Source organism: Rossellomorea marisflavi (assembly GCF_001274775.1).
Lineage (GTDB): Bacteria > Bacillota > Bacilli > Bacillales > Bacillaceae_B > Rossellomorea > Rossellomorea marisflavi.
The window spans coordinates 338,560-360,256 of record NZ_LGUE01000005.1; the positions used below are offsets into that span (position 1 = coordinate 338,560).

Annotated in this window: 17 protein-coding genes and 2 riboswitches; of the genes, 8 read left to right on the forward strand and 9 right to left on the reverse strand. The window is 49.6% G+C overall.

The window, feature by feature from the left end; translation table 11 throughout:
* Positions 1-36: 36 nt before the first annotated feature.
* From AF331_RS16885 to AF331_RS16895, 3 genes are read right to left on the reverse strand one after another with little or no spacing between them, the layout of a single operon-like run.
* Positions 37-1,830: an ABC transporter substrate-binding protein gene (locus AF331_RS16885; RefSeq protein WP_053429240.1), complete on the reverse strand. Its 1,794-nt coding sequence runs from the start codon at positions 1,828-1,830 to the stop codon at positions 37-39.
* 24 nt (positions 1,831-1,854) lie between these two features.
* Positions 1,855-3,360: an ABC transporter permease gene (locus tag AF331_RS16890; protein ID WP_053429241.1), complete on the reverse strand. Its 1,506-nt coding sequence runs from the start codon at positions 3,358-3,360 to the stop codon at positions 1,855-1,857.
* Between the two features lie 13 nt (positions 3,361-3,373).
* Positions 3,374-4,816: an ABC transporter permease gene (locus AF331_RS16895; RefSeq protein ID WP_082347020.1), complete on the reverse strand. Its 1,443-nt coding sequence runs from the start codon at positions 4,814-4,816 to the stop codon at positions 3,374-3,376.
* 134 nt (positions 4,817-4,950) lie between these two features.
* Here AF331_RS16895 and AF331_RS16900 point away from each other — a divergent pair, with 134 nt between their 5' ends.
* Positions 4,951-6,684 (forward strand): ABC transporter ATP-binding protein, encoded by a 1,734-nt coding sequence (locus AF331_RS16900; protein ID WP_053429242.1) that lies wholly within the window; start codon positions 4,951-4,953, stop codon positions 6,682-6,684.
* Positions 6,685-6,731: 47 nt separating this feature from the next.
* Here AF331_RS16900 and AF331_RS16905 read toward each other — a convergent pair whose 3' ends face one another.
* Complete coding sequence (locus tag AF331_RS16905; RefSeq protein ID WP_053429243.1) at positions 6,732-7,493, reverse strand: SDR family NAD(P)-dependent oxidoreductase; 762 nt, start codon at positions 7,491-7,493, stop codon at positions 6,732-6,734.
* Between the two features lie 154 nt (positions 7,494-7,647).
* On the opposite strand from AF331_RS16905, the gene AF331_RS16910 reads away from it, so the two are divergent.
* The 3 genes from AF331_RS16910 (at position 7,648) to AF331_RS23130 (ending at position 11,000) form a co-directional block, all read left to right on the forward strand.
* Positions 7,648-8,229, forward strand: a complete 582-nt coding sequence (locus AF331_RS16910; protein ID WP_160316579.1) for a hypothetical protein — start codon at positions 7,648-7,650, stop codon at positions 8,227-8,229.
* 191 nt (positions 8,230-8,420) lie between these two features.
* Positions 8,421-8,524, forward strand: a riboswitch (SAM riboswitch).
* Between the two features lie 206 nt (positions 8,525-8,730).
* Positions 8,731-9,528, forward strand: a complete 798-nt coding sequence (locus AF331_RS16915; protein WP_053429245.1) for an alpha/beta hydrolase — start codon at positions 8,731-8,733, stop codon at positions 9,526-9,528.
* An 89-nt stretch (positions 9,529-9,617) separates the two neighbouring features.
* On the forward strand, positions 9,618-11,000 hold the full coding sequence (locus tag AF331_RS23130) for a M28 family peptidase (RefSeq protein ID WP_053429246.1): 1,383 nt from the start codon (positions 9,618-9,620) through the stop codon (positions 10,998-11,000).
* Positions 11,001-11,037: 37 nt separating this feature from the next.
* Here the strand turns inward: AF331_RS23130 and AF331_RS16925 are convergent, their stop codons facing one another.
* Together AF331_RS16925 and AF331_RS16930 are read right to left on the reverse strand one after the other, a co-directional pair.
* Entirely contained in the window at positions 11,038-11,451 is a 414-nt protein-coding gene (locus AF331_RS16925; RefSeq protein WP_053429247.1) for a VOC family protein, read from the reverse strand.
* A gap of 275 nt (positions 11,452-11,726) precedes the next feature.
* Positions 11,727-12,971, reverse strand: coding sequence for a DUF5068 domain-containing protein (locus tag AF331_RS16930; protein WP_053429248.1), 1,245 nt, complete (start codon positions 12,969-12,971; stop codon positions 11,727-11,729).
* A 391-nt stretch (positions 12,972-13,362) separates the two neighbouring features.
* Between AF331_RS16930 and AF331_RS16935 the strand changes: the two genes are divergently transcribed.
* A complete protein-coding gene (locus AF331_RS16935; protein WP_053429249.1) occupies positions 13,363-15,066 on the forward strand; it encodes a M3 family oligoendopeptidase in 1,704 nt (567 codons plus the stop codon).
* A 76-nt stretch (positions 15,067-15,142) separates the two neighbouring features.
* Here the strand turns inward: AF331_RS16935 and AF331_RS16940 are convergent, their stop codons facing one another.
* On the reverse strand, positions 15,143-16,528 hold the full coding sequence (locus tag AF331_RS16940; RefSeq protein WP_053429250.1) for a DUF2254 domain-containing protein: 1,386 nt from the start codon (positions 16,526-16,528) through the stop codon (positions 15,143-15,145).
* A 228-nt stretch (positions 16,529-16,756) separates the two neighbouring features.
* Positions 16,757-16,861, forward strand: a riboswitch (SAM riboswitch).
* Between the two features lie 110 nt (positions 16,862-16,971).
* Between AF331_RS16940 and AF331_RS16945 the strand changes: the two genes are divergently transcribed.
* Both AF331_RS16945 and AF331_RS16950 read left to right on the forward strand, forming a co-directional pair.
* On the forward strand, positions 16,972-18,213 hold the full coding sequence (locus tag AF331_RS16945) for a homoserine dehydrogenase (RefSeq protein WP_082347021.1): 1,242 nt from the start codon (positions 16,972-16,974) through the stop codon (positions 18,211-18,213).
* A 24-nt stretch (positions 18,214-18,237) separates the two neighbouring features.
* Positions 18,238-19,428: an aspartate kinase gene (locus AF331_RS16950; protein ID WP_160316580.1), complete on the forward strand. Its 1,191-nt coding sequence runs from the start codon at positions 18,238-18,240 to the stop codon at positions 19,426-19,428.
* Here the strand turns inward: AF331_RS16950 and AF331_RS16955 are convergent, their stop codons facing one another.
* Together AF331_RS16955 and AF331_RS16960 are read right to left on the reverse strand one after the other, a co-directional pair.
* Positions 19,429-19,923, reverse strand: coding sequence for a L,D-transpeptidase family protein (locus AF331_RS16955; RefSeq protein ID WP_053429252.1), 495 nt, complete (start codon positions 19,921-19,923; stop codon positions 19,429-19,431). It abuts the gene before it with no gap.
* A 373-nt stretch (positions 19,924-20,296) separates the two neighbouring features.
* Entirely contained in the window at positions 20,297-20,893 is a 597-nt protein-coding gene (locus AF331_RS16960; protein WP_053429253.1) for a spore coat protein, read from the reverse strand.
* A gap of 152 nt (positions 20,894-21,045) precedes the next feature.
* On the opposite strand from AF331_RS16960, the gene AF331_RS16965 reads away from it, so the two are divergent.
* Positions 21,046-21,675 (forward strand): LysE family translocator, encoded by a 630-nt coding sequence (locus tag AF331_RS16965; protein WP_053429254.1) that lies wholly within the window; start codon positions 21,046-21,048, stop codon positions 21,673-21,675.
* Positions 21,676-21,697 lie beyond the last annotated feature (22 nt).

Below are 21,697 nucleotides of genomic sequence, written 5' to 3' on the forward strand. Positions count from 1 at the left end.
AGCCTGCCGGATCCAATTCCGGCAGGCTCTTTCCTGTTACTTACTTTCGTTATATTTCTTCAGGAATTCCTTCACTTTATCGCTGTCGGCCTTCAGCTCGTTGCCTGTGTCGACAAGGGGGCTGACGGTGGAGACGGCTTTGATTTTGTTGCCTTGGTAGTAGTCGATGAACTCATCCTGGTTGATGGAGTACAGGACGGCTTTTCTTAGGTCGTCGCTTTTGGAAACGTCACGGCCTTTGGAATTGAAGAGCAGGTACGATACGCCGTTGCTTTCGATGCGCTGCAGCTTCAGTTTGTCGTCTTTTTCGACTGTTTCGTATTTCGTTTCAGGGACTCCGTAGTAGAAATGGATTTCCCCGTTACGGAGGGCGGACAGGGCGCTGTCGGCTTCTGCGATGAAGCGGACATTGATGTTGCTGATCTTCGCTTCGTTTTCAGTGCCTTTCATGTAGGCAGGGTTCTTCTGGAAGACGGCTTCATAATCGTTTTTGTACGTCATGATGTATGGTCCGCTTGCGTAAAGGCTGTTATCGTATTTGTCGCCTTCCGTGACGGTGTTTTGGTCACCGTACGGGATGTCTTTCTTCACATCGAAGGATGCGACATCATACGTGTTGATGCTTTCCACTTGCTTTTTCGATACGATCCCGGCCGATTGATGGGCAAGGTAGTTCAATACTTGAGGGAATGGTTCAGTCGTTGTCATTTTCACGACCTGGTATTTTCCGCTTCCGTTATCTGCGTCGTTTTTATCGTCTACAAGACTTGAGATTTTTTGATCAAGGCCATTCTCCAGGCTTTCACGGATCGTTTTTCCGTCATTGGTCTTCCCGTCAAGTTCCTTCAGGTCGGTCACGACTTCTGCATCCTTGATATGCTCATGGAGGGTGTACGTACGGTGATCAGGAACGGAATCCTTATCCTTTGCACGGTTCAGGGAGAAGATGACATCGTCGGCACCGACGCGCTCACCGGAATCGACGGCCTTTTTGTCTGTCACTTTGGCAAAATTGATATCATCGCGCAGCAGGAAGTAGTACTCTGAATTTCCTTCGCCGATCGTGTAGTTGCGGGAGAGGGAACCGTCAGCCGTGATGTTGTCATCATCGGTCAGATTCACAAGCCTTACATACATATTCGTGTTGATCGTATTGATGGATCCGTCATTCCCTTTGATTGGGTCAAGGGACGTCAGGGTCGGGATGCTTTGCTGCATGATCAGTGGATCGTTAGCACGTTTCGCTTCGTCATTGAAGTCGATCGTTTCCCACGCCAGGGCACGGGATTTGGAAAGGCGGACGGTATCGGTGTTCAGAACGTCCTTGTTGATTCCTTGTGCTTTGTATGAGATATAGAGCGGTGCGATATACGCTTTTTCGAATACAAGGCGGTCTTCCAGTTCTTTGTACGTTTTGGTGAATTCTTCAGGCGTTTGCATACTTGCTTCATCAATCAGCTTGTCGACCTTCTCATCGGCGATGGTGCTGTAATCTCCACCGGATTTGAAGACGGAACGTACGGCATAGTCAGGGTTACCTGTCACCGTCGTCCAGCTGGAGAGGGCGACGTCATAGTTCCCTGCATCCTGCTGGGATTTGAAGCTTCCATAGTCCGGTTGAACATTCAGCTTCACATCGAAGCCGTTTTTCACAAGCTGGTCGCGAAGGATATTGATATCGGATTCGCTTGAACTCATGCCGAGGATTTCAATGGTCGGCTTCTTCCCATCGTTCTTGCTGTCTTCTGCTACATCTGATTTTGTGTTCACGCAGCCTGCAGCAAACAGGACAAGCGCAAGGAACACGGCGAAAATGGATTTTTTCAAAATGAATGACCTCCTAAGGTGTTGGTTTTAGTCTAACTTCGGATCAAGGGCATCCCGAAGTCCGTCTCCAAGGAAATTGAAGGAGAGGACAAGGAGGATGATGGCAAGACCCGGATAGATGGCGAGATAGGAATGTGTTTCAAGATACGTGCTGCCGATCTTCAGGATGTTTCCCCACTCGGGTATATGCGGCTCGATACCGAGTCCAAGATAGCTCAGGCTGCTCGTGGCGATCACCGCCCCCCCGATGGTGAGGGTCGATTTGACGATCATGGGCGCCAGTGAGTTCGGCACCACATGCCGGAAGATGATTTCGAGATTCCCTGTGCCCAGTGCGCGGGCGGAATCGACATATTCATAGTTTGATACCATGAGCACATTGGCTCTCATTGTCCTGGCATAGGTCGGGATCGATCCGACACTCAGTGCAAGGACAAGGGTCGTCGTGTTGGACCCGAATGCCGCGATGATGACGATGGCGAGGAGGATCCCCGGAATCGCATAGAGGACATCCAGGAGCCTCATGATGATATTGTCGGTCCGCTGACCGTAATAGCCCGAAATCGCCCCGAGGATGCCGCCGAGGATGAACGGGATCAACGTTGAAAGGAACCCGACGATAAGGGATATCCGCGCCCCGAAGATGATCCTGGAGAACAGATCCCTTCCATAATCATCGGTTCCGAGGGGGTAGGCAAGATTCGGCGTCTGCAGGATCGCCGAGTAATTATTCTCTACGGCGAGGGCATAATCGAACGTCAGGTAGCTGCAGACGGAAATCGAGAACAGGAAGACAATGAAGAACAACCCGAGCATGGATGTCATATTGCCGGTCACCTTATCCCACACCCGGTACCATGTACCGGTGACGGGATGGTGTCCTCCACGGGACTTCATGAGGAGGTTCCACCCGAGGAATATCGCGAATAGATTGCCCGTCAATCCCGTGAGCATCAATAGAACCGCCACAACGCCGGTCCATTTCGGCAGGCGTTCACCGAACGTGATCACCATCCATAGGACGGCGAGGTGGAACACGGTGATGGCAAGTAGCAGGAAAATCCCCAGGAGGAACGTATCCGCTACGTACGGTTTGAATAGATTCAGAGCCGATACGCCAATGACGAAGATCTGCGTCATAATCATATAAACCGAGAATGTGTATTCGGGAGATTTCTTTTCCTTGATCAGAAGGAAGGCGGCGCTGACGGTGAAGACATTGGCCGTCAACAGGCTTAGGAGCTGGAGATAGCCGAGGCGCCTCGTACTTTTCCGGATGACCCCGTCCCTGTTCAGGTCCCGCTTGATCAGCCGTGTGATCACCAGCTGCACGATGGTAAAGAACGCATAGGCCGCGAAGAACGTGAATGCCACCGGCTTCATGGACCCATCTGACAGGTCGAAACTGTTGAATAGGAAGATGAGCGTGATGGCCAGGGACAGCACCCATGTGAAGGTGGACTGTGTATATTCAGATGATATTTTCAGTGCGAATTTCTTTTTGTAATGCGGTACTTCCACGTTGGTTGTCATACATGCACCTGCTTTAGTATTGTTTCATCTTTGATCGGATCCTCGGATCGAAGAACGCATACAGGATATCGATCAATAGGTTGACGAGGGAGATTGTGATGGCAATATAGACGACCCCTCCCATGATGGCGGGAATATCGGGGATGAACTGCTTATCGACGATGTAGCTTCCGATCCCGCTGATGTTGAAGACTTTCTCGGTCACGGCGGCACCTCCGAGCATTCCACCGAAGAGGAGACCGATGACCGTGATGACGGGGATCATGGCGTTACTCACTGCGTGTTTCCAGAGCACCTGCCGCTTGTTCAATCCTTTCGCTTTTGCCGTCAGGATATAGTCCTCGTTGATCACTTCCAGGGTGGAGGACCTCATCATCCGTGCAATCGATGCAGTCAAAGCGGTTCCGAGGACGACGGCCGGCATCACGATCGACAGCCAGTTGCCCGGGGTGTAGGTTGCCGGGAACCACTTCCATTTGATCGAGAAGTTCAGGATGAAGATCAGCCCCTGCCAGAAGTTCGGGATGGACAGGCCGATCAACGCCACGAACATAAACGTATAGTCAAAGAATGATCGAGGCTTCGTAGCAGAAACGATCCCGATCGGAATGGCAATCACAATCGCCATGATCAATGAAATGATGGCCAGTGTCAGGGTGATGGGGAACTTCCTCCCGATGCTCGAGGCGACTTCTTCATTTCCTGTAAAAGAAGAGCCGAGGTCAAAGGTGGCAATTCCTTTGATCGTGTTCCAAAGCTGGACGAGATAAGGCTGATCCAAACCGTGAATGGCATTGAATGCAGCGATCTGATCCTTTGTCGCGGTCTCCCCGAGTATGTTCGCTGCCGGATTGAACGGGGAAAGATACAGGATGGTAAAGACAAGGAATGCGACCCCTACGATGACGAATAAGCTCATGACGAGGCGTTCGAATATGTATTTTACAAAATGATTGCTGTATAAGAGCAGTAGTAGATACATAGGGAGACCAGGCAAAGCAGACAGGATCAAGAACGTCGGGTTCTGGAGTAGGGACCCGAAGGTTTCTTTATACGTGATCTTCCCTTCGTCCTGCAGGGTGAGCTGTTTAACCGTCCGCTCTTCAGCGGTTTCATCCAATCTTTCCTGGGCGAGGCGTTCTGCCTTCGCTCTGATGGCTGATGATGATGCCCGTTGATTGAAGAAGATGTTCTTTTTTTGAAGTTCTTCTTCTGCGCGTTTTAAGTAAGTGGCTTTTACTCCTTCTTCGATCAGTCCCTGCTTCATTTCGTGAAGGAGTTTCTGATAAGGGTCGTTTCTCTTCCTGTGAAGGTAGAGGAAAAAGACGGCGAGATGGACCGGTAATCCGAGAATCAGAATGAAGATGTGATAAAGATTCCGTCGCTGCATCTTTTGATAGGTATCTTGGAACATCGGGGTTGGTGCATAGGTGCCAGTAGCTTTCACCGTTTCCATGTGAAGCGTTGCCCTCCTTTATGAAAATTCAAATTGCATAATTCCGATCTGTTTAGTATATTTTAAATACACATTCTTGAAAAATCAATGTAAACTTTAGAAAATTTAACAAATCGTCCTGGCAGGTGGAAATAGTGGAATCAATTCTTAAAGTAGACAATTTGCATATCTCATTCCAATCAAAGGAAGAAGAATTCGATGCAGTGCGCGGTGTGAGTTTTGAAGTAAAAAAAGGCGAGACCCTTGGCATTGTAGGGGAATCGGGCAGCGGGAAAAGCGTGACGGCACGGTCGATCATGAGGCTGCTGCCATCGCCACCCTCGTATATGAAGGAAGGGGAGATCACGTTCCTCGGGGAGAATCTCGCGGAGAAGACCGAGAAGGAGATGGAGTCCATACGCGGTCGTGACATCGGCATGATCTTTCAGGACCCTATGACATCCCTCAACCCGACGATCCGGATCGGGAACCAGATTGCCGAGAGCCTCATGAAACATCAGGACCTGACACGGGAACAGGCGAAGAAGGAAGCCATCGATATCCTGAAACAGGTGGGCATACGCAATAGCGAGGAGCGGTATAGTCAATATCCCCATGAGTTCTCCGGTGGGATGCGCCAGCGCGTGATGATCGCCATCGCCCTTGCCTGCAGACCGACCCTCCTGATTGCCGACGAGCCGACGACGGCCCTGGATGTCACGATCCAGAAGCAGATCCTGAATGTCATGAAACATATGCAGGAGAGGTTCGGAACGTCCATCATCCTCATCACCCATGACCTTGGGGTGGTGGCCGGTATGTGTGACGCTGTCGTGGTGATGAAAGAAGGAGAAATCGTGGAACGGGGGACAACAGAAGAAATCTTTGCCTCACCAAGGCACCCGTATACGAAGAAGCTCCTGAATGCCCTGCCGCGTCTCGATGAACCGAAAAAACCCAAAAAGGATCATTCAACAGATAAGCCGCCACTTCTTGACGTATCGTCCCTGCGGCAACATTTCGACCTTGGAAAAGGCCATACCTTGAAGGCGGTGGATGATATCTCCTTCTTCATCCGTGAAGGCGAAACTTTGGGGCTTGTGGGAGAATCTGGCTCAGGCAAGTCAACGACGGGTCGGGCGATCTTGCGGTTGAATGAACCGACCGGAGGCGTCGTCACATATGAAGGAATGTCGGTCAACGGCATGACGAAGCGTGAGATGAAAGCGATGAGGCGGCATATGCAGATGATCTTCCAGGATCCCTATGCATCACTCAATCCCCGGTTCAAAGTAATGGACATCATCGGCCAGGCACTTGATATTCACGGGCTGTGCAAAACGAAACAGGACCGGAAGCGACGAGTGGAGGAACTTCTTGAGTTGGTCGGGCTCCAGCGGGACCACGCGAAGCGCTATCCCCATGAGTTCTCCGGTGGACAGCGCCAGAGGATCGGCATTGCACGGGCACTTGCCGTGGAACCGAAGTTCATCGTGTGCGATGAGCCTTTGTCGGCCCTTGATGTATCGATTCAGGCACAGATCGTGGAGCTTCTTCAAGATCTTCAGAAGCGTCTGGGGCTCACATACCTCTTCATCGCTCATGATTTATCCATGGTGAAGCATATCAGTGACCGGGTGGCCGTGATGTATGCCGGGAAGATCGTCGAGCTTGCCGAAAGCGAGGAACTGTACACCAACCCTCAACATCCGTACACTCAGTCCCTGCTGTCTGCCATCCCGATTCCGGATCCAACGATCGAGAAGAAGAAGGAGCGAGTCCTTCTGGAGGAACAAACGGATGCAGATCACTACGGGCTGCAAGCATCGGAGCTTGTGGAAGTGTCCAAAGGCCACTGGGTGGCAGTGCCGGTGGAAGCAGGCGCATAAATCAACAAAAGGGTGTCCCGACGTTTCGGGACACCCTTTTGTTGATGTTAGTTTCTAGTTCTTGATACGTATGGATAGATCGGATCACGAAGGAAAAATTCATAGGTTTCGCCGTTCACGATCCCAACAACATGATCCCCATCATACAGATCGAGGAGAAAATGCGCCATCTCCTTCGCAGTATGGTACTGAGGTACGGATGTTTCGTAGTCAAACTGATCGGAATCAATGGAACGCTGGGCGAATTCCGTTTCCGTAGCGGCAGGGGCAAGAACCTTCGCTGTCATCTTCGCACCGGATTCGGATAGCTCTCTCGCAAGTCCTTCCGTGAAGGCACTCACATAGAATTTTGTGGCACAGTAGGTGACCGCATCGGCAACGATCGTATAGCCGCCGCCTGATGAAATATTGATGAGCTGCGTTCCTTCCACATGTGAGAAGTCGCGGACGTACAGGGTGGAGAGGATCGTGAGGGCTTCGATATTGAGTCTCATCATCTGTTCGATCTTGTCCAGATTTTGCTCGCCGACGGGATCGAAATTACCGAAACCGGCATTATTCACAAATGTCTCCAGTTCAAATGACTTGATTTCTTCATAGAAGGAATGAGCGTTGGAGGTGACGGATAGGTCGGTGGAGAAAAGTTTGATATCCAGGTCAGGATGGGCTTTCAGGATGCGATCCTTCAACTCTTCAAGATTCTCTTTCCTTCTGGCGGCAAGAATCAGATTCTTCCCCCGAGCTGCAAATGCCAGAGCTGCCTCATAGCCGATGCCGGAGCTTGCTCCAGTAATGACGGTATATTTCATGATACTTCCTCCTCGGTTAGGTTATAAGCTGATTGTAAGGCATAGGATGCTCGTTGAGCCAATGATTATACTCGGTCTGTGTGCACGGAGGGTGAATGACCGTCCCCCGGGATTGAGAGTTGTCCGGTCTCCTGGTTTCTGAAATAATGGTAGTATGAGGAAGAATGAGGAAGGGGAGACGGCAATGAACGGCTGGAAACTGTTAATCGCTTTGATTCCCATCATGTTGTTGATGGGTGCATGCGGACAATCCCCAAGAAATACGGCACCGGTGGAAACGGCAACAGAAACAAGCGATGCAGACGAAGCGGGAAGAGAGGCTGCCCCGGAACAGCCTGATGAAACATCCGATCAAGTATCACTCGGTGAAGAGGATCAAGAAGCATCGGACTCTTCCGGGGATGATCAGGACAGTCAGGAAGCGGAGGAGCCTGCAGAGGATGGCGAATCATCGGCACGGAATGCTCCTGAACCGCAACGACCAGTCGGGGAATCCGGGTCCACTGCAGGCATTACGGATGTGGAAACCGCCATTGAGTTCTTAAAGGATGAGCTGAACGTGGCATCTGACGGAGATATCCTGATTGATGAGGGTGACGGCAAGCCTCAGACCGATGAAAAAGGGACCTATTATACCCTCCATCTCATATCACAAACCCTCAAAGATGAAGGAGGAACAGGGGAAGTCGGGGCATTCAGGATCTATGAAGATGGGCGATATGAGATGGAAGACTGACTTCTCGAAAAAAAGGACCGGAGGCAGTTGATATGCCTTCGGTGGATATGGATCATTGGGGGTAAAGATGTTGAGCCAATCTTACAGCGTCAAAACCAACCTGTCAAGTGGGGATTCCTCTTTAATTCATAGTATCACTGTAGGATTTATGGTTGACAAAGAGTGAATTGTAAGATAATTTAATTTATACTACCTTATAAAGAGTCGGGGAAGGAATCTGGTCCAACGATCCCGCAGCAACCTCCAAGTGGAAGGTGCTCATTCCAGCAGGCAACTTCAGCCTGGCAGATAAGGGGAGAGAGTAATGTCCATCTCCTTATGGGGGATTTTTTTTGTATATAAATCCGATTAAAACGATTGGATTAATTAGTCGTAAAGCTGAGGCGCGGATTTATACATTTTAAAAGGCGCGCATGTAGAGGCCTAGCCATAGGGGAATCAGTGTTCGAAGGCACGGACAAACCGTAAGGAAAATCTACTAAGATAAAAGGAGAGGGTAAGATGAGCTGGTATACATCCATTCCATGGGAGGGTACCCACCTTCCTGCAGCCATACAGTATCCTGCTACGCGTCTAGGCGTCCATCCGGCCGTCATCATCTGTCATGGTTTCGTCGGTTCAAAAGAAGGCGTGGACCGATTATTCGTGAAGGCGGCACATGAACTCAGCTCACACATCGTCATACGTTTCGATTACGACGGTTGCGGAGAAAGTCTGGGGGAGTACGGCTTGAATACAAAAGATCGCTTCATTGCACAGACGAAGGCGGTCATCGGGTTTGTGAAGCAGATGAAAGGGGTGGACCCGGAGAGCATTGCCTTGATCGGCCACAGCCTTGGGGGGGCAGTGGCCCTTGAAGCAGCCATCGAAGAAGAAGTTCGCCACCTTGCCCTCTGGTCGGCGGTCGGCTCTCCCCGGCATGATCTTGGACACATTATCGGAGATGATGTGGAAGAAGCCATCTTGCGGGACGGGAAGGCAGATTATTTGGGCTATGAGCTGAAGCGGGAGTTTCTCACGACCCTTCAAGGGTGGGACCCGATACGGCGGGCAAATGAGTATAAGGGGAATGTCTTGCTTGCCCACGGTGACCAGGATGAAGAAATCTCCGTCGATTACTGCTCCCTCTATCACTCAAGCTTCTCCAATCGGCTATCAGGAGAGGTAGAAAAGGCAATCATTCCGAAAGGTTCCCATACTTACTCAACTTCAGGGGCCTTTCAACAACTCCTTGATTTCACTCGGAGCTGGCTTTTACAGGTTCAATCCACCGGCTATGATCATGCCAATGGTCTATAAATGGTAGTTTCTTACCGGTTATTCCTACTCTTTCATTAAATGACAAAATATTGTTATTATTCTATCAAATGAGTAGAGGAGGAAACCGTTTGAAAAAATCTGTCGTATCCATTGCTCTTGCGACCACCCTATCGTTTGGCGCAGTCGGACTCCAACCAGCCATTGCAGGGGCACCTGAACCAGGAAAGGAGCTCTTGCAAAATCCGCATGAGCGGAACTTGATCAAGAAAATCGATCCGGAGCGAATCTATCAGACGATCGACCATCTGCAACAAACACCGAGGGTAGCCGGGACAGAATCCGAGGCAAATGCCATCAGGTTTGTAAAACGACAATTTGAATCGTACGGGTATGATGTGACCCTTCAACCCTTTACCTTTATAGGGTACACGGCACCTACTGCAATCGAACTGTCAGGGGTGGAAGGCGAGTGGAACCCGGATGCATTCACTTACTCGGTTAGTGGTGATGTGTCAGGAGAGCTCGTTTCTGCAGGACTTGGAAGAGTAGGAGACTTTGATGGAGTAGATGTAGAGGGGAAGATCGTTCTTATCCAGCGAGGGGAAATTACGTTTGCACAGAAGATCATCAATGCTTCTGAAGCAGGAGCCGCAGGGGTTATCATCTACAATAATACGGATGGCTCGCTGAGCGGGACATTGGGAGAAGCGGATGATCGCTACATACCGGCCATCACCCTTTCCAAGGCCGAAGGAGAAGAGCTGGGCCGACATATCGGGGAGACCGTCCGGCTGACGATCGAGGGAGCGGAAACATCGGAGCGCACCTCCCACAATGTCATTGCCTCGAAAGCTCCGGTCAATAAGAAAAAAGCAACGGATGATGTGCTTATCATCGGGGCCCATCATGATTCAGTAGAAGGGGCTCCTGGCGCGAACGATGATGCGTCGGGTACAGCTGTTACCCTTGAACTCGCAAAGGTGTTCAAAAATGTACCGACAGATACAGAGATACGCTTCATTACATTCGGGGCTGAAGAATTGGGACTGCTGGGGTCCTATCACTATGTAGATTCCCTACCGCAAAAAGAACGTAACCGGATCATCGGGTACTTCAATCTCGACATGGTGGGAAGCAGGGATGCAGGTGATCTGGTCCTCCGCACACTCGATGGAAGCCCGAACCTCGTAACGGAGCTATCCCAGGCTGCGAGCGAGCGATTGAACGGATTCCCGACTCCGATCGGTGAAGGCGGCAGGAGCGATCATGTTCCGTTTGCTGAAGAGGGAATCCCGGCGGGAGCCTTCATCCACAGTCCGTTTGAGCCATGGTACCATACTCCCGAGGATACAATCGATAAAATCAGCAAAGAGAAGCTGCAGGATGTAGCCGAAATTGTAGGGGCCGCGGTGTATGAGCAGGCTCGTCCTGACCACCAAGGTCCGAAGCCTAAATCGGCTTCAAAGGTGAAAGCATCAAAAGATTCCGTCCATGAAAAGAACATAAGGTAATCAAAAGCCTGCTGGCCGATTGGCCAGCAGGCTTCTATCATTCTTCGTAGTTGAACTGCCACTGGATGCCGAACTTGTCGGTGACCTGGCCGTAGAGGGGGCTCCAGAACGTTTCCTGCAGAGGCATATCCACATGGCCATCTTCTTTCAGGCGATCAAAGAGTGCTGTTAGTACGTCCTTATTGTCCTTGACGATGGCTAACGTGATATTATTTCCTTCCATGAAGGGTGTGCCGGGAAAGGTGTCTGAGAACATGATCTTATCACCATCGATGACAATATTGGCATGGAGGATCAATTCCTTTGCCTCTTCCGGAAGTGGGAAATCAGGGCTTGGCGGGGCTTCTTTGAAGGTCATGATGTGTGGGGGTTCCGTGCGGAAGACATCTGCATAGAATAGGACGGCTTCGCGGCAGTTTCCATTAAAGTTGAGATAAATGTTGATCGACATGTAAACACTCCTCATTGTAAATGGTAGATAACGCTTACAAAAGTGATTATACCATGGCGGGTGTGGAGTGGATATGAAAAGAAGAGGTTGGGACAAAAGTGTTTTTGTCATAGAAAAACCCGAATTCATTTGCTTAGGATCTGGCAAGTGAATTCGGGTTTTTCGTTTGTTTTATGAACATTACGGGTTTATCGTTTCCAGCGCTTGCACGGAAATCATGAGCGCTATTAAGAACCTATACTGATCGAGTTCGTCCGTAAATGGTCCCTTTTCTATTACTTCGGCACATCAAATGAAAGTTCGTTCTTCAACAGGTCTTTTCCATCTTGATTGGTGAGGTGGGTCAGTCGGAAGGTGAAATCCTTGGCTTCTCCGTAGTCGCTCTTTTCCTTCATGAGGTAAACGAGGTACTTCTCACCGGTTTCACCAGGCTTGATGCTTCCTGTATCAAACGCAAGGGAACCTTCATCGAGGTATTGTACCTTGTCGGTTGATAGGAACGTGCTGAACTGGTCGAGTGTAATGTCGGTTTCTGTGTTGTTTTTCACTGTCACTTTGACGGTGGCAGCTACGATGTTTTCGTCACCGAATCCTGTGAAGGCATCCTGGTAGCTTTCAGTAGGCGTCAGCTTCGTGAACTGCACGCCATCGAGTGTAACGTCCACCTTCTCACCGGTTTCGGTTTTACCGATGGATTCATTTTTTGCTAGCATCTCTTTTTCTGCCACATTATCTTTCAGGATGCTGTCAGGGTAGAATTCCTTTGAAACAGCCGTTTGCTTTTCGGCATTTTCTCCCGATAGGGGTAGATCAAAGACTTTTTCATCGCTGACTTTCTCCGAGAAGTCCTTATCGGCAGAGCTTTGGGCGACGCGGAACTTCACATTGGCATCCTTGAGGGTCCCGTATTCCTCTTTCGTCAATATGTATTCGAGTATGCCTTCTTGCTTCTCACCCTTTTTGTAGTGGGCGGGATCATCAACGGTTCCGTCCATCTCCGGGTGCAGTCTGACTTCCCTTGAATAGTCGAGCTTCATCATATGCGTATCGAACTGATCCGTTCCGAGGATATCCGGGTTGTTGAAGTAGAGATCTCCATTGGTTTGATTGTCGATGCTTCCATTCATGGATACGATATACGCTTCATCCCCATCGAACTCACCTGCAGGGGCATTGGTGACGTGAACGACTTGATAACGGTCGACCATGAAGGACATATTATTTGATTTCAATTCTATGCCGGGCTCATCGTTTTCATAGACGACGTCCAGGGTGGCGTCTGGAAGATTTGCTTCAAGATCAGGATTGATTAAGCCTGATTGTGATTGGGTGGAAGAGGAATCCTTCTTCTCGAGTTTTGCTCCTGAAGTCTCTTTCTCGGTTTGTTCCTTCTTTTCTGCTTTTTGTTCGGATTTTTTATCATCATCTGTTTTCTTTGCTGCCGTGTCGCTGTTTCCACATGCTGTGGTTAATGCGAGCATACCGGCGATCGTTCCTGCCAATATCCATTTCTTCTGCATGTTATGACTTCCTTTCTAGGTTGAACCTCTAACAGTATAAGGGAATTCTCCAAAATCTATCAATCACTTCCATTCATTCTTTCCCTACTCTTACCTTGAGAATAGGTAATATCGCCTTGATCTTGATTGAGGAAAAAAGTCCTTATCATCAAAAGGAAGAAGAAGTTGGGATTTTGGTAGTAAGCTGGAATCAATAAGGATGACGATTCCATATAAAACCTGATAATGGAATAAATGTCATAGTAAAGATAATTTCCCTATTACTACCTTTAATTGGTTCTTTCGATCTGTTTTTTCCCATATCTGTCATTTTATAAACCAGAACGGCAGAAAAGTTGAGGGGATATGGATTTTAATGGTAAAGTAAAGAGAGTGAAAAGGGGGAGAGAAAATGTCTAAGGTGTATGTTGAAACACATGATATGAGAAATATAGAAGCGATGAAAACGAGATTCGAAGAGTTTCTTGCTGCGCCGTTTCATAACGTCGATGAGGTGGAAGACTGGTTGAAACAGGTGTCGGATTATCAGGATGAACTCCGGGAAGCCATCGATGGCCATTACATTGATTTCCAGACCCACAATCAGGACAAAGAGGTTCAGGAAACGTATCAGTTCGATCAGGAGCATGTGCTTCCCCTCCTTAAGAGATATGAAGCACAACTGGATCAAAAGTTGTTATCAAGTCCACATGAATTGGACAACAACGTGTATGGGCGCCTGATCAGGAGTAAACAAACGGCTGCAGAGCTTTACAGGGAGGAGAATATCGATCTTGAAGTGAAGGAGGATCGGCTCGCCACGCGATACTTTGAACTGACGGGTGCTCTGACTGCAGAGTGGGAAGGAGAGCAACTGACGATTCCCCAGCTGTTTCCACTGCTCGAAGATCCGGATCGAACCAAACGGAAAAAGGTCTACGATCAACTATTCGGAGCCCTAAGCGGGGTAGAAGAGGAACTGCAGGCAATCATGGATGAGCTCATGGTGATCCGCGAGCAGAAGGCTGCCAACAGCGGGCTGGCGAACTACCGGGATTATATGTTCAAAAAATACAATCGCTTCGACTATACACCAGAAGATTGTAAGGAACTGGCGGATTCAATCCGTGAGCATGTTGTTCCGGCAATCGGAAGGATCTTGTCCAAGAAAGCAGAAGAGTTGGGCGTGGAATCCATCCGTCCTTATGACCACAGGGCCGTGCCGCTGGATGAAGAGCCCCTGCGGCCATTCAAAACGGGTGACGAACTGGTGGCGAAGACCGGACGCGTATTGGGCGAGATTTCCCCCAGATTTTCTGAACTTCTCCACCTGATGGATTCAAAAGGGCTGTTGGATCTTGAGACCAGGAAGAATAAGTCCCCGGGAGGATTTTGTGAATCGCTTCCTGTTTCCGGCCTGTCGTTCATTTTCATGAATGCTTCGGGCACCCATGGGGATGTGACGACCTTGATCCATGAAATGGGGCACTGCATCCACAATGATTTCAAGCGGACGCTTCCACTCGCTTTTGACAGGGCCACCCCGATGGAATCGGCTGAGCTTGCGAGCATGGGAATGGAGTTATTGTCCATGGATCACTGGGATCATTTTTATTCCGAAGAGCAGGTGCGTCAAGCCAAGCTTGATATGCTGAGGGATATCATCCAATTCTTCCCGTCAGGAATCAGGGTCGATGAGTTCCAGCACTGGATGTACGAGAACCCTGGTCATTCCAAGGAGGAGCGATCAGAGGCGTACGGAAGGATCGTAGACAGCTATCTTTCGTCGGAAGAGGATTGGAGTGGGTATGAAGAGGTGAAGAAGAAGCAGTGGCTCTTTGTCCTTCATATCTTTGAGGTTCCTTTCTATTACATCGAGTATGTCATCGCCCAGCTTGGGGCATTACAGCTCTACAGGATTTATAAAGCGGACCCGGATCGGGCAATCGAAGGATACAAGGAAGCGCTCCTCCTCGGGAATACGGCTTCCCTATCCGACGTGTATGAAGCGGCAGGACTCTCATTTGATTTTTCCGCAGATATGATCAAGGGGCTTGTGGCGTTCGTGGAAAAAGAGATTGCCGAGCTTGAAGGTTCAACCGTGAAAAATTCATGACATGATAAAAGAACCAATTGGATGCGGATTTACAGCTTCCAATTGGTTCTTTTTGTATGCGTACGCGAAGCTCCGGTTAAACGTTCCGATTGGCATCGGGATAGAATTTTTGGTGGATGTGTTGGTACTCATCGGTATGACCGGTGATCTTGGCAAGGATTTTCAGCTCATTGAGTAAGAAGGTTTTATCAAGTTCATAGATCACGGCTTCTTCTATATGATCGATGGTGTTGGCAGCAAAATCCCATAGGCATTGATGCCGTTCACGCGGCAGGGTTTCTGAAAGACGGGAAAGAGCCTTGACGATATCCGTGATGATCAAATGGTTGCCCCTGGCATAATGCCGAACGTATCCGAATCCTCGATACAGGTAATAATCAAAGTCTTCAATCTCGAGAATGACCCGGACATCATCATCATCGTCAATCAAGTAAGGGGAGAATGACAGGTGATGATTGATGGTGAGCATCAGATCCGTAATCTGGTGGATCGTATTGGACGCTGTTTTCGGATCGTCATTGCCGAGAGATTTGATGGCCACCTCTGCAAGTTTGTGCATTCCCATTTGAAGATCCTGAATTTCCGTTTCCTTATGGCCGATTTCAATAAGGGCCAGGTATTTTTCCTGATCGACTTTTTCTTCATCCGCCCCGTACAGGCAGATAAGGTCATTTCCGCAGAGGACGAAATCGCCGATCTTGAAGTGCAGGCGTACGATGATCCCGTCCTCCCGGGCTTTCTCGATCATGGAATGGAAGTCGATGAGCTGTACGTAGCCCGATGCCTTTGCTTTGACATTCAGGCACTTGCTTTCGTCCAATTCGAACCGGGGATGATCATCCTTTGTCCGGTGGCATTCCAGGTCTTTTTTCAGTGTTTGATTGATCATGACTTCGGATACCTTCTTCATGTTGTAGGTGATATTATGTACCTGCATCCACGTGGAGGCGTGGTTGATGAAGAAGATGAAGGTGATGGCCGCAATGAAGGCGACGATGACGGTCAAGACGGGTGCGGCGGTGAACATTTCTTTCTTTGAACTTCCGATGAAGAGGAAGATGAATAGTACAAAGACAAAGCTCCCATTGAAGATGCCGAGAGCGTGCTGGGTCTTTTTATCGGAGATGAAATTCAGCAGCATGCGGGGCGAGAACTGTCCGCTGAATGTTGTAAGGACGACGAGAAGGGAGTTCAAGGTAAAGGCGCTCAGAGTGAGTACCCCGCCGATCAGGGTGCTGACGAGCGTCCTGGTGACCGATGCATTCATGCTGAAAAGCTTTGGTACATATTGAGACAGCTCTAGTTTCAGGTCGAGGAACAAGGTGCATGCCACAAGCAGCAGGGACAGGCAGATGTAAAGGAAGGGCATGAACCAGATGGTGAGCTGGATCTCGTGAGCCCGCTGTCTTTTGGACATGAGCAGGTACTTTTGTACATCTTTTGGCAGGAATTTCTTAAACATGGTGTAACCCGATCCTTTCTGAATGGTGTTGAGTAATCATTTGTTTCCCTCCATAAGCGGGTTAAAACATGTTTTGAGGTATTTTGAATAAATCTTTTTCACCCTGTTTTAAAAGGGTCGAAAAGGGTCTAATTATCAGAAAAGATAAAAAACCTATTGACGTAAAGCCCTGATCCCCTATATAATCCTACTCATACTTATTGACTGAACAAACCAGAAAAACACACACTCTTATCTAGAGCGGCGGAGGGAATAGGCCCGATGAAGCCCGGCAACCTGCAATCATGAAAGGTGCCAATTCCTACAGATCGATGGTGATCTGGAAGATAAGGGGAGGAGCCTGCCTGATAAGCCCTCTTCTTAACCATAAGAAGGGGGCTTTTTTGTATCCCCTGCCCTGCCATCGTTCAACCAAGTCATTCAACCCTTTAGGAGGAAGAAACATGTCAGAATTGCACGTAGCACTACTCGGATTCGGAACCGTCGGCCAGGGGGTATATGAGGCCTTGGACACACATCGCGAGAGAATCAAGGATATCACGGGGAAAGAGGTGCGGATCCGTGCCATCTTGATCAAAGACCCGTCAAAGGAAAGAGAGATCGATCCAAGCATCAAGGTCACGACGGACTTTGACGAAATCCTCGAAGAAGAGGACATCGATGTCTTGTTTGAAGCGATTGTCGGGGAAGAGCCTGGATACACCTATCTCACCAAGGCCATCGAACGGGGGATCCATGTAGTAACGGCCAATAAGGCGATGTTTGCCTCGAAGGGTGAGGACCTTTTGACACGGGCACGTGAGCGGGAAGTCGCAGTCGGATTTGAAGCGACTACGGCAGGAGGACTTCCCGTTATCGGGGCCATCAGGCAACTATTGAATGTGAATGAAATCACACATATTCAAGGTATATTGAATGGGACCTCCAATTTCATCCTTTCCCAGATGAGGAAAGAAGGCTTGTCCTTCGAGCGGGCCCTTTCTATAGCTCAGGAAAAAGGATACGCAGAAGCAGATCCCACCAGTGATGTAGGAGGACAGGATGCCTTCTATAAGCTCATGATCCTCAGTCGAGCCGCCTTCCATGGTCAGCCCGACTGGGAAGCGGTCCCGAAAAAAGGGATCACGGATCTAACCAGTGATTGGCTGCAGGCCGCTGAATCCTTCTCCCTCCGGTTCAAGCATGTCGGGTCGATTCAAAGGGACAGAGAAAGCATAAGCGGGGTAGTGGAACCCGTACTGGTGAAGGAATCCCATCCTTTTTATGGAGTGGAGGATGTTGAAAACGTTGTGTCTGTAAAAGGGAGCCTGGTGGGAAGGGTCACCCTTTCAGGACCGGGAGCGGGTAAATTACCTACAGGAAGTGCGATGGTGGAGGATTTCCTCTCACTGATCGAAGGAAGATACGCATCTTCCGAGACGCGTGCCAGAATAGGAGTCGAATCCCTTTCCGGCCGTGATGGTGAATGGGTGGTGAGGACTCCGGATGAGGCCTTGCCGGAATGGGTCGATCGCTTTGATCTGTTGGACCGCATCACACTGAGTGGCCACCTATATCTCTTCATCAGAGGCAATGAAGAAGAGTGGAACGCAGTGCAGCAAGCGGATGTGAGGCTGCAGCCCTATCCTGTATTGAAGGAACTTCCCCTCGAGTCCAGACTGAAAAGGGAAGCATCGGTACGTTAACTATTTACGAAAGAAGGGGACATGGTGGAGATCATCGTACAGAAATTCGGAGGCACTTCAGTGGGATCGGTGGAAAGAATCAAACGGATGGCCCAGCATGTCATCCGTGAGAAGCAAAAGGGGAAAGAAGTGGCCGTCGTCGTGTCCGCCATGGGTGACACGACCGACCATTTGACGAAGCTCGCGGGGGAAATCACCGCCCACCCACCGAAACGGGAGATGGACCTCCTGTTATCCACTGGTGAACAAATCACCATTGCCCTGTTGACCCTGTCGATTCAAGAGGCGGGATTCAAAGCCGTCTCCCTTACTGGGCGGCAAGCGGGCATCAGAACAGATGGCGTCCATGGGAAGGCCAGGATAAAAGGAATCGACCCATCCCGGGTGAGGGAAGAGCTCCATAGAGGAATCATCCCCGTGGTAGCGGGATTCCAGGGATCCACCGATGCCGGTGAAATCACGACCCTTGGAAGGGGAGGTTCCGATACGACTGCGACGGCCCTTGCTGCAGCCCTTGGTGCGGAGCGCTGTGATATCTATACGGACGTAGATGGGATCTATACGACCGATCCCCGGGTTGTCCCTGCTGCGACGAGAATCCCACATCTTACCTACCGTGAGGTTCTCTGTCTCGCTGATTCCGGGGCAGCCGTCATCCATCCCAGGGCCGTCTTTCATTCAAAAAAGAGCAGGATTCCATTCCGTATCCTTCCAGGCTTGATCAAAGGGGAGGGAACACTCGTGGATGACCACATTCATATCAATGATCGGGGCCCTGTCGGTGTTGCGTTCAAAGATGAGGTCGCCTCCATCAGTATGAAGGATGCCGCTTACGGGTTGGAATCCCTTCTCAAGGAATCCCTCGAAGTCATCCATGTGAAACCCGATTTACATTGGAAGGGGCAGGATCTGACGCTGACGGTGGATGCGTCTGACCGCAGCGACGTTGAGCATCTGTTGCGTGATCTTGGCCAGGAATACTCGAAGAAGATGGAGCAGGCAAAAGTGACCATCGTGAAATCTCCCGGTTCAGACATTCTGAGGTTCGGAGTGAGGTCCACTCTTGGTGATTCCGGAATCGATGTATCTTCCATCCATGAAGACCCGGAGAAGGTAACGGCCCTTATCGGGTCGGAGGATATTTACAGAGCTGCTGACGTGCTCCACACGTTTGCCGGTCTCGATGTGTCCGGGGCCAAAAGGGTCGTGAGGTGATCAAGGTGTGATCATGACAGGTGTTCCCACCGGAATGATTCCTGCCAGCTCCTCCACGTCCTTATTCTGCATACGGATGCATCCAGCCGATACCGCTTTTCCAATCGAGCTTGGATCGTTGGTTCCGTGGATGCCATAACCTTGCTTCGACAAGCTCATCCACATCGTCCCGTATGGACCACCTGGATTGGGAGATTTGTTGATCACGATGAACTCACCGATCGGGGTTTCATGGAGCATCCTCCCTACTGCTATGGGATATTGCTTCACCAGTGTTCCATTTTTATAAAGGCGGAGCCACCGTTTATTCACTGAAACCTCAATCCTGTACGGGATGGTATGGGTATTCGGGATGCCGGGAATGACGATGGGCTGCCCTGGATAAATCGCTCCCGGGCTCACACCGGGATTGGCATCGATGATGGTCTTAAGGGGCTTACGGAAATCGGTGGCAATCTGATACAGCGTTTCTCCTGTCTTGACAATATGGATCAACGAAATACACCTCCATGCCTTTTTATCAACCATCATATGTCTGGATCGGTGGGCATGTGAAAAGAGGCTGAGACAAAAATGTTTTAGTCATAGTAAAACCCGAATCATTTGCCTACGATAAAGCAAATGATTCGGGTTTTAAATTCGTTTAATGACCATTCAAATTTCATCGTTTCTAGCGGTTGATCGGAGTGCAAGACGAAGACTCCTGCGGGAAGAGTAGCTGATGTGAGACCCCGCAGGCGTGCCGAGGAGCGGGCTACCCGCGGAAAGCGAAGTCTTGCACGGAGATCATGAGCGGTATTTAGATCCTATACTGATCGTGTTCGGCATTAAAGGGGCCTTTTTTAGTTTTGTCCCATCCTTTTTTTGATCAATGCTTAGTTTGATTGGAAGGGGCATAGCTTTGAAGCATGAGGGCCATGTCCTGAGCCTGCAGCTGGGGAACCTGATAGTACCCATGTTTATTCTGATAAAGGAAGGTTTCGTAGCTCATCTCGATGAAGTTCGGCACACTGTCGGCCACCACTCTTCTTAGGACGGGATTGGTCATTTCAAGGGCCGTCATGGCAAGAAGGGAGGCGAGTGACTTGGTCTGACCGAGCATGTAAGCGGATAAGCCATTGTCCGATAGGTCCTGTACAGATGCATTCGGCTTTTTAGGTGCTCCTGCTTTGATGCCATAAACGGTTTGATGCTCCTGCGTCATCTCGTACACCTGTGTCGGAACCTGTGGCTTGCTCCCTGTCGAGAAGCTCTCGACAATGGTATTATATAGCGTTGTCACAAATGAAGACTGACGATGAAGGATGTCCTTCAGGGCCGGGTCCTGAATGTGGGGCTCATACATTTGATACTGATCAAGCATGGAGATGATGCCTGCAATCACTTCGTGGGCATCAAATAGTTCATGCCCTCCATGATTAGGTGGTGCCTGCATGTGTTGCTGGTTGATAGGCTGTTGGTCCATTGTGTATCCCTCCTGGAAACTGTCATTCGCCATTTAGTATGTACACTGCGCAGGATTACATGCAAAGCAGAAGGTCCCCGCCACAATATCCACGACTATTTCAAGACAAGCCTGAATACAATGGAAGAAAGACGTGGTAAAGGTGGGCATTCATGAGTATTTTCTTCAGTTATATCTTCCTTGGATTATCTTTGTCTGCACCGATGGGGCCAATCAATGCGGCTCAGTTGGACAAGGGGATACGCTATGGGTTTTGGCATTCATGGCTCGTAGGCGTCGGAGGCATGGGAGCCGACGCCATCTTCATGCTTGCCATTTACTTTGGTCTCGCACCGTTCATCGATACACCGATCATCCAGTTGATCCTGTGGATGTCGGGTGCGTTCATCCTGATCTTCACGGGTATTGAAAGTATTGCGAAATCCCATGAACTGATTCAACCGCAACAGGAAGCTGAAGAAGAGTCCAAGAAAAGATCGCTATGGACAGGTTTTATCATGGCTCTATCCAATCCCCTCAGCATCATTTTTTGGCTTGGGATATACGGTTCGATCCTTGCTCAAACGACTTCCTCCTACGGGACAGGTCATGTCCTCCTATATAGCCTTGGGATCTTTATCGGGATCACGATTTGGGATATCACCATGGCCTTCATTGCCACGGGCGCCAAGAAATATGTCCGTCCGGGTGCATTGCGTCTCATCTCGATACTCTCTGGAGTGGTCATGTTCGGCTTCGGTATTTACTTTGCCATCCGTGCAGCGGATGTATTGTTCTCCTAGACAGACACCCAGTTCATGACAG

Coding starts and splice junctions, on each gene's coding strand:
- AF331_RS16915 (WP_053429245.1), top strand. CDS start 8,731: ATGAGCTGGTATACATCCATTCCATGGGAGGGTACCCACCTTCCTGCA.
- AF331_RS16925 (WP_053429247.1), bottom strand. CDS start 11,451: ATGTCGATCAACATTTATCTCAACTTTAATGGAAACTGCCGCGAAGCC.
- AF331_RS16910 (WP_160316579.1), top strand. CDS start 7,648: ATGAGGAAGAATGAGGAAGGGGAGACGGCAATGAACGGCTGGAAACTG.
- AF331_RS16960 (WP_053429253.1), bottom strand. CDS start 20,893: ATGGACCAACAGCCTATCAACCAGCAACACATGCAGGCACCACCTAAT.
- AF331_RS16905 (WP_053429243.1), bottom strand. CDS start 7,493: ATGAAATATACCGTCATTACTGGAGCAAGCTCCGGCATCGGCTATGAG.
- AF331_RS16945 (WP_082347021.1), top strand. CDS start 16,972: ATGTCAGAATTGCACGTAGCACTACTCGGATTCGGAACCGTCGGCCAG.
- AF331_RS16965 (WP_053429254.1), top strand. CDS start 21,046: ATGAGTATTTTCTTCAGTTATATCTTCCTTGGATTATCTTTGTCTGCA.
- AF331_RS16890 (WP_053429241.1), bottom strand. CDS start 3,360: ATGACAACCAACGTGGAAGTACCGCATTACAAAAAGAAATTCGCACTG.
- AF331_RS16935 (WP_053429249.1), top strand. CDS start 13,363: ATGTCTAAGGTGTATGTTGAAACACATGATATGAGAAATATAGAAGCG.
- AF331_RS16930 (WP_053429248.1), bottom strand. CDS start 12,971: ATGCAGAAGAAATGGATATTGGCAGGAACGATCGCCGGTATGCTCGCA.
- AF331_RS16940 (WP_053429250.1), bottom strand. CDS start 16,528: ATGTTTAAGAAATTCCTGCCAAAAGATGTACAAAAGTACCTGCTCATG.
- AF331_RS16895 (WP_082347020.1), bottom strand. CDS start 4,816: ATGGAAACGGTGAAAGCTACTGGCACCTATGCACCAACCCCGATGTTC.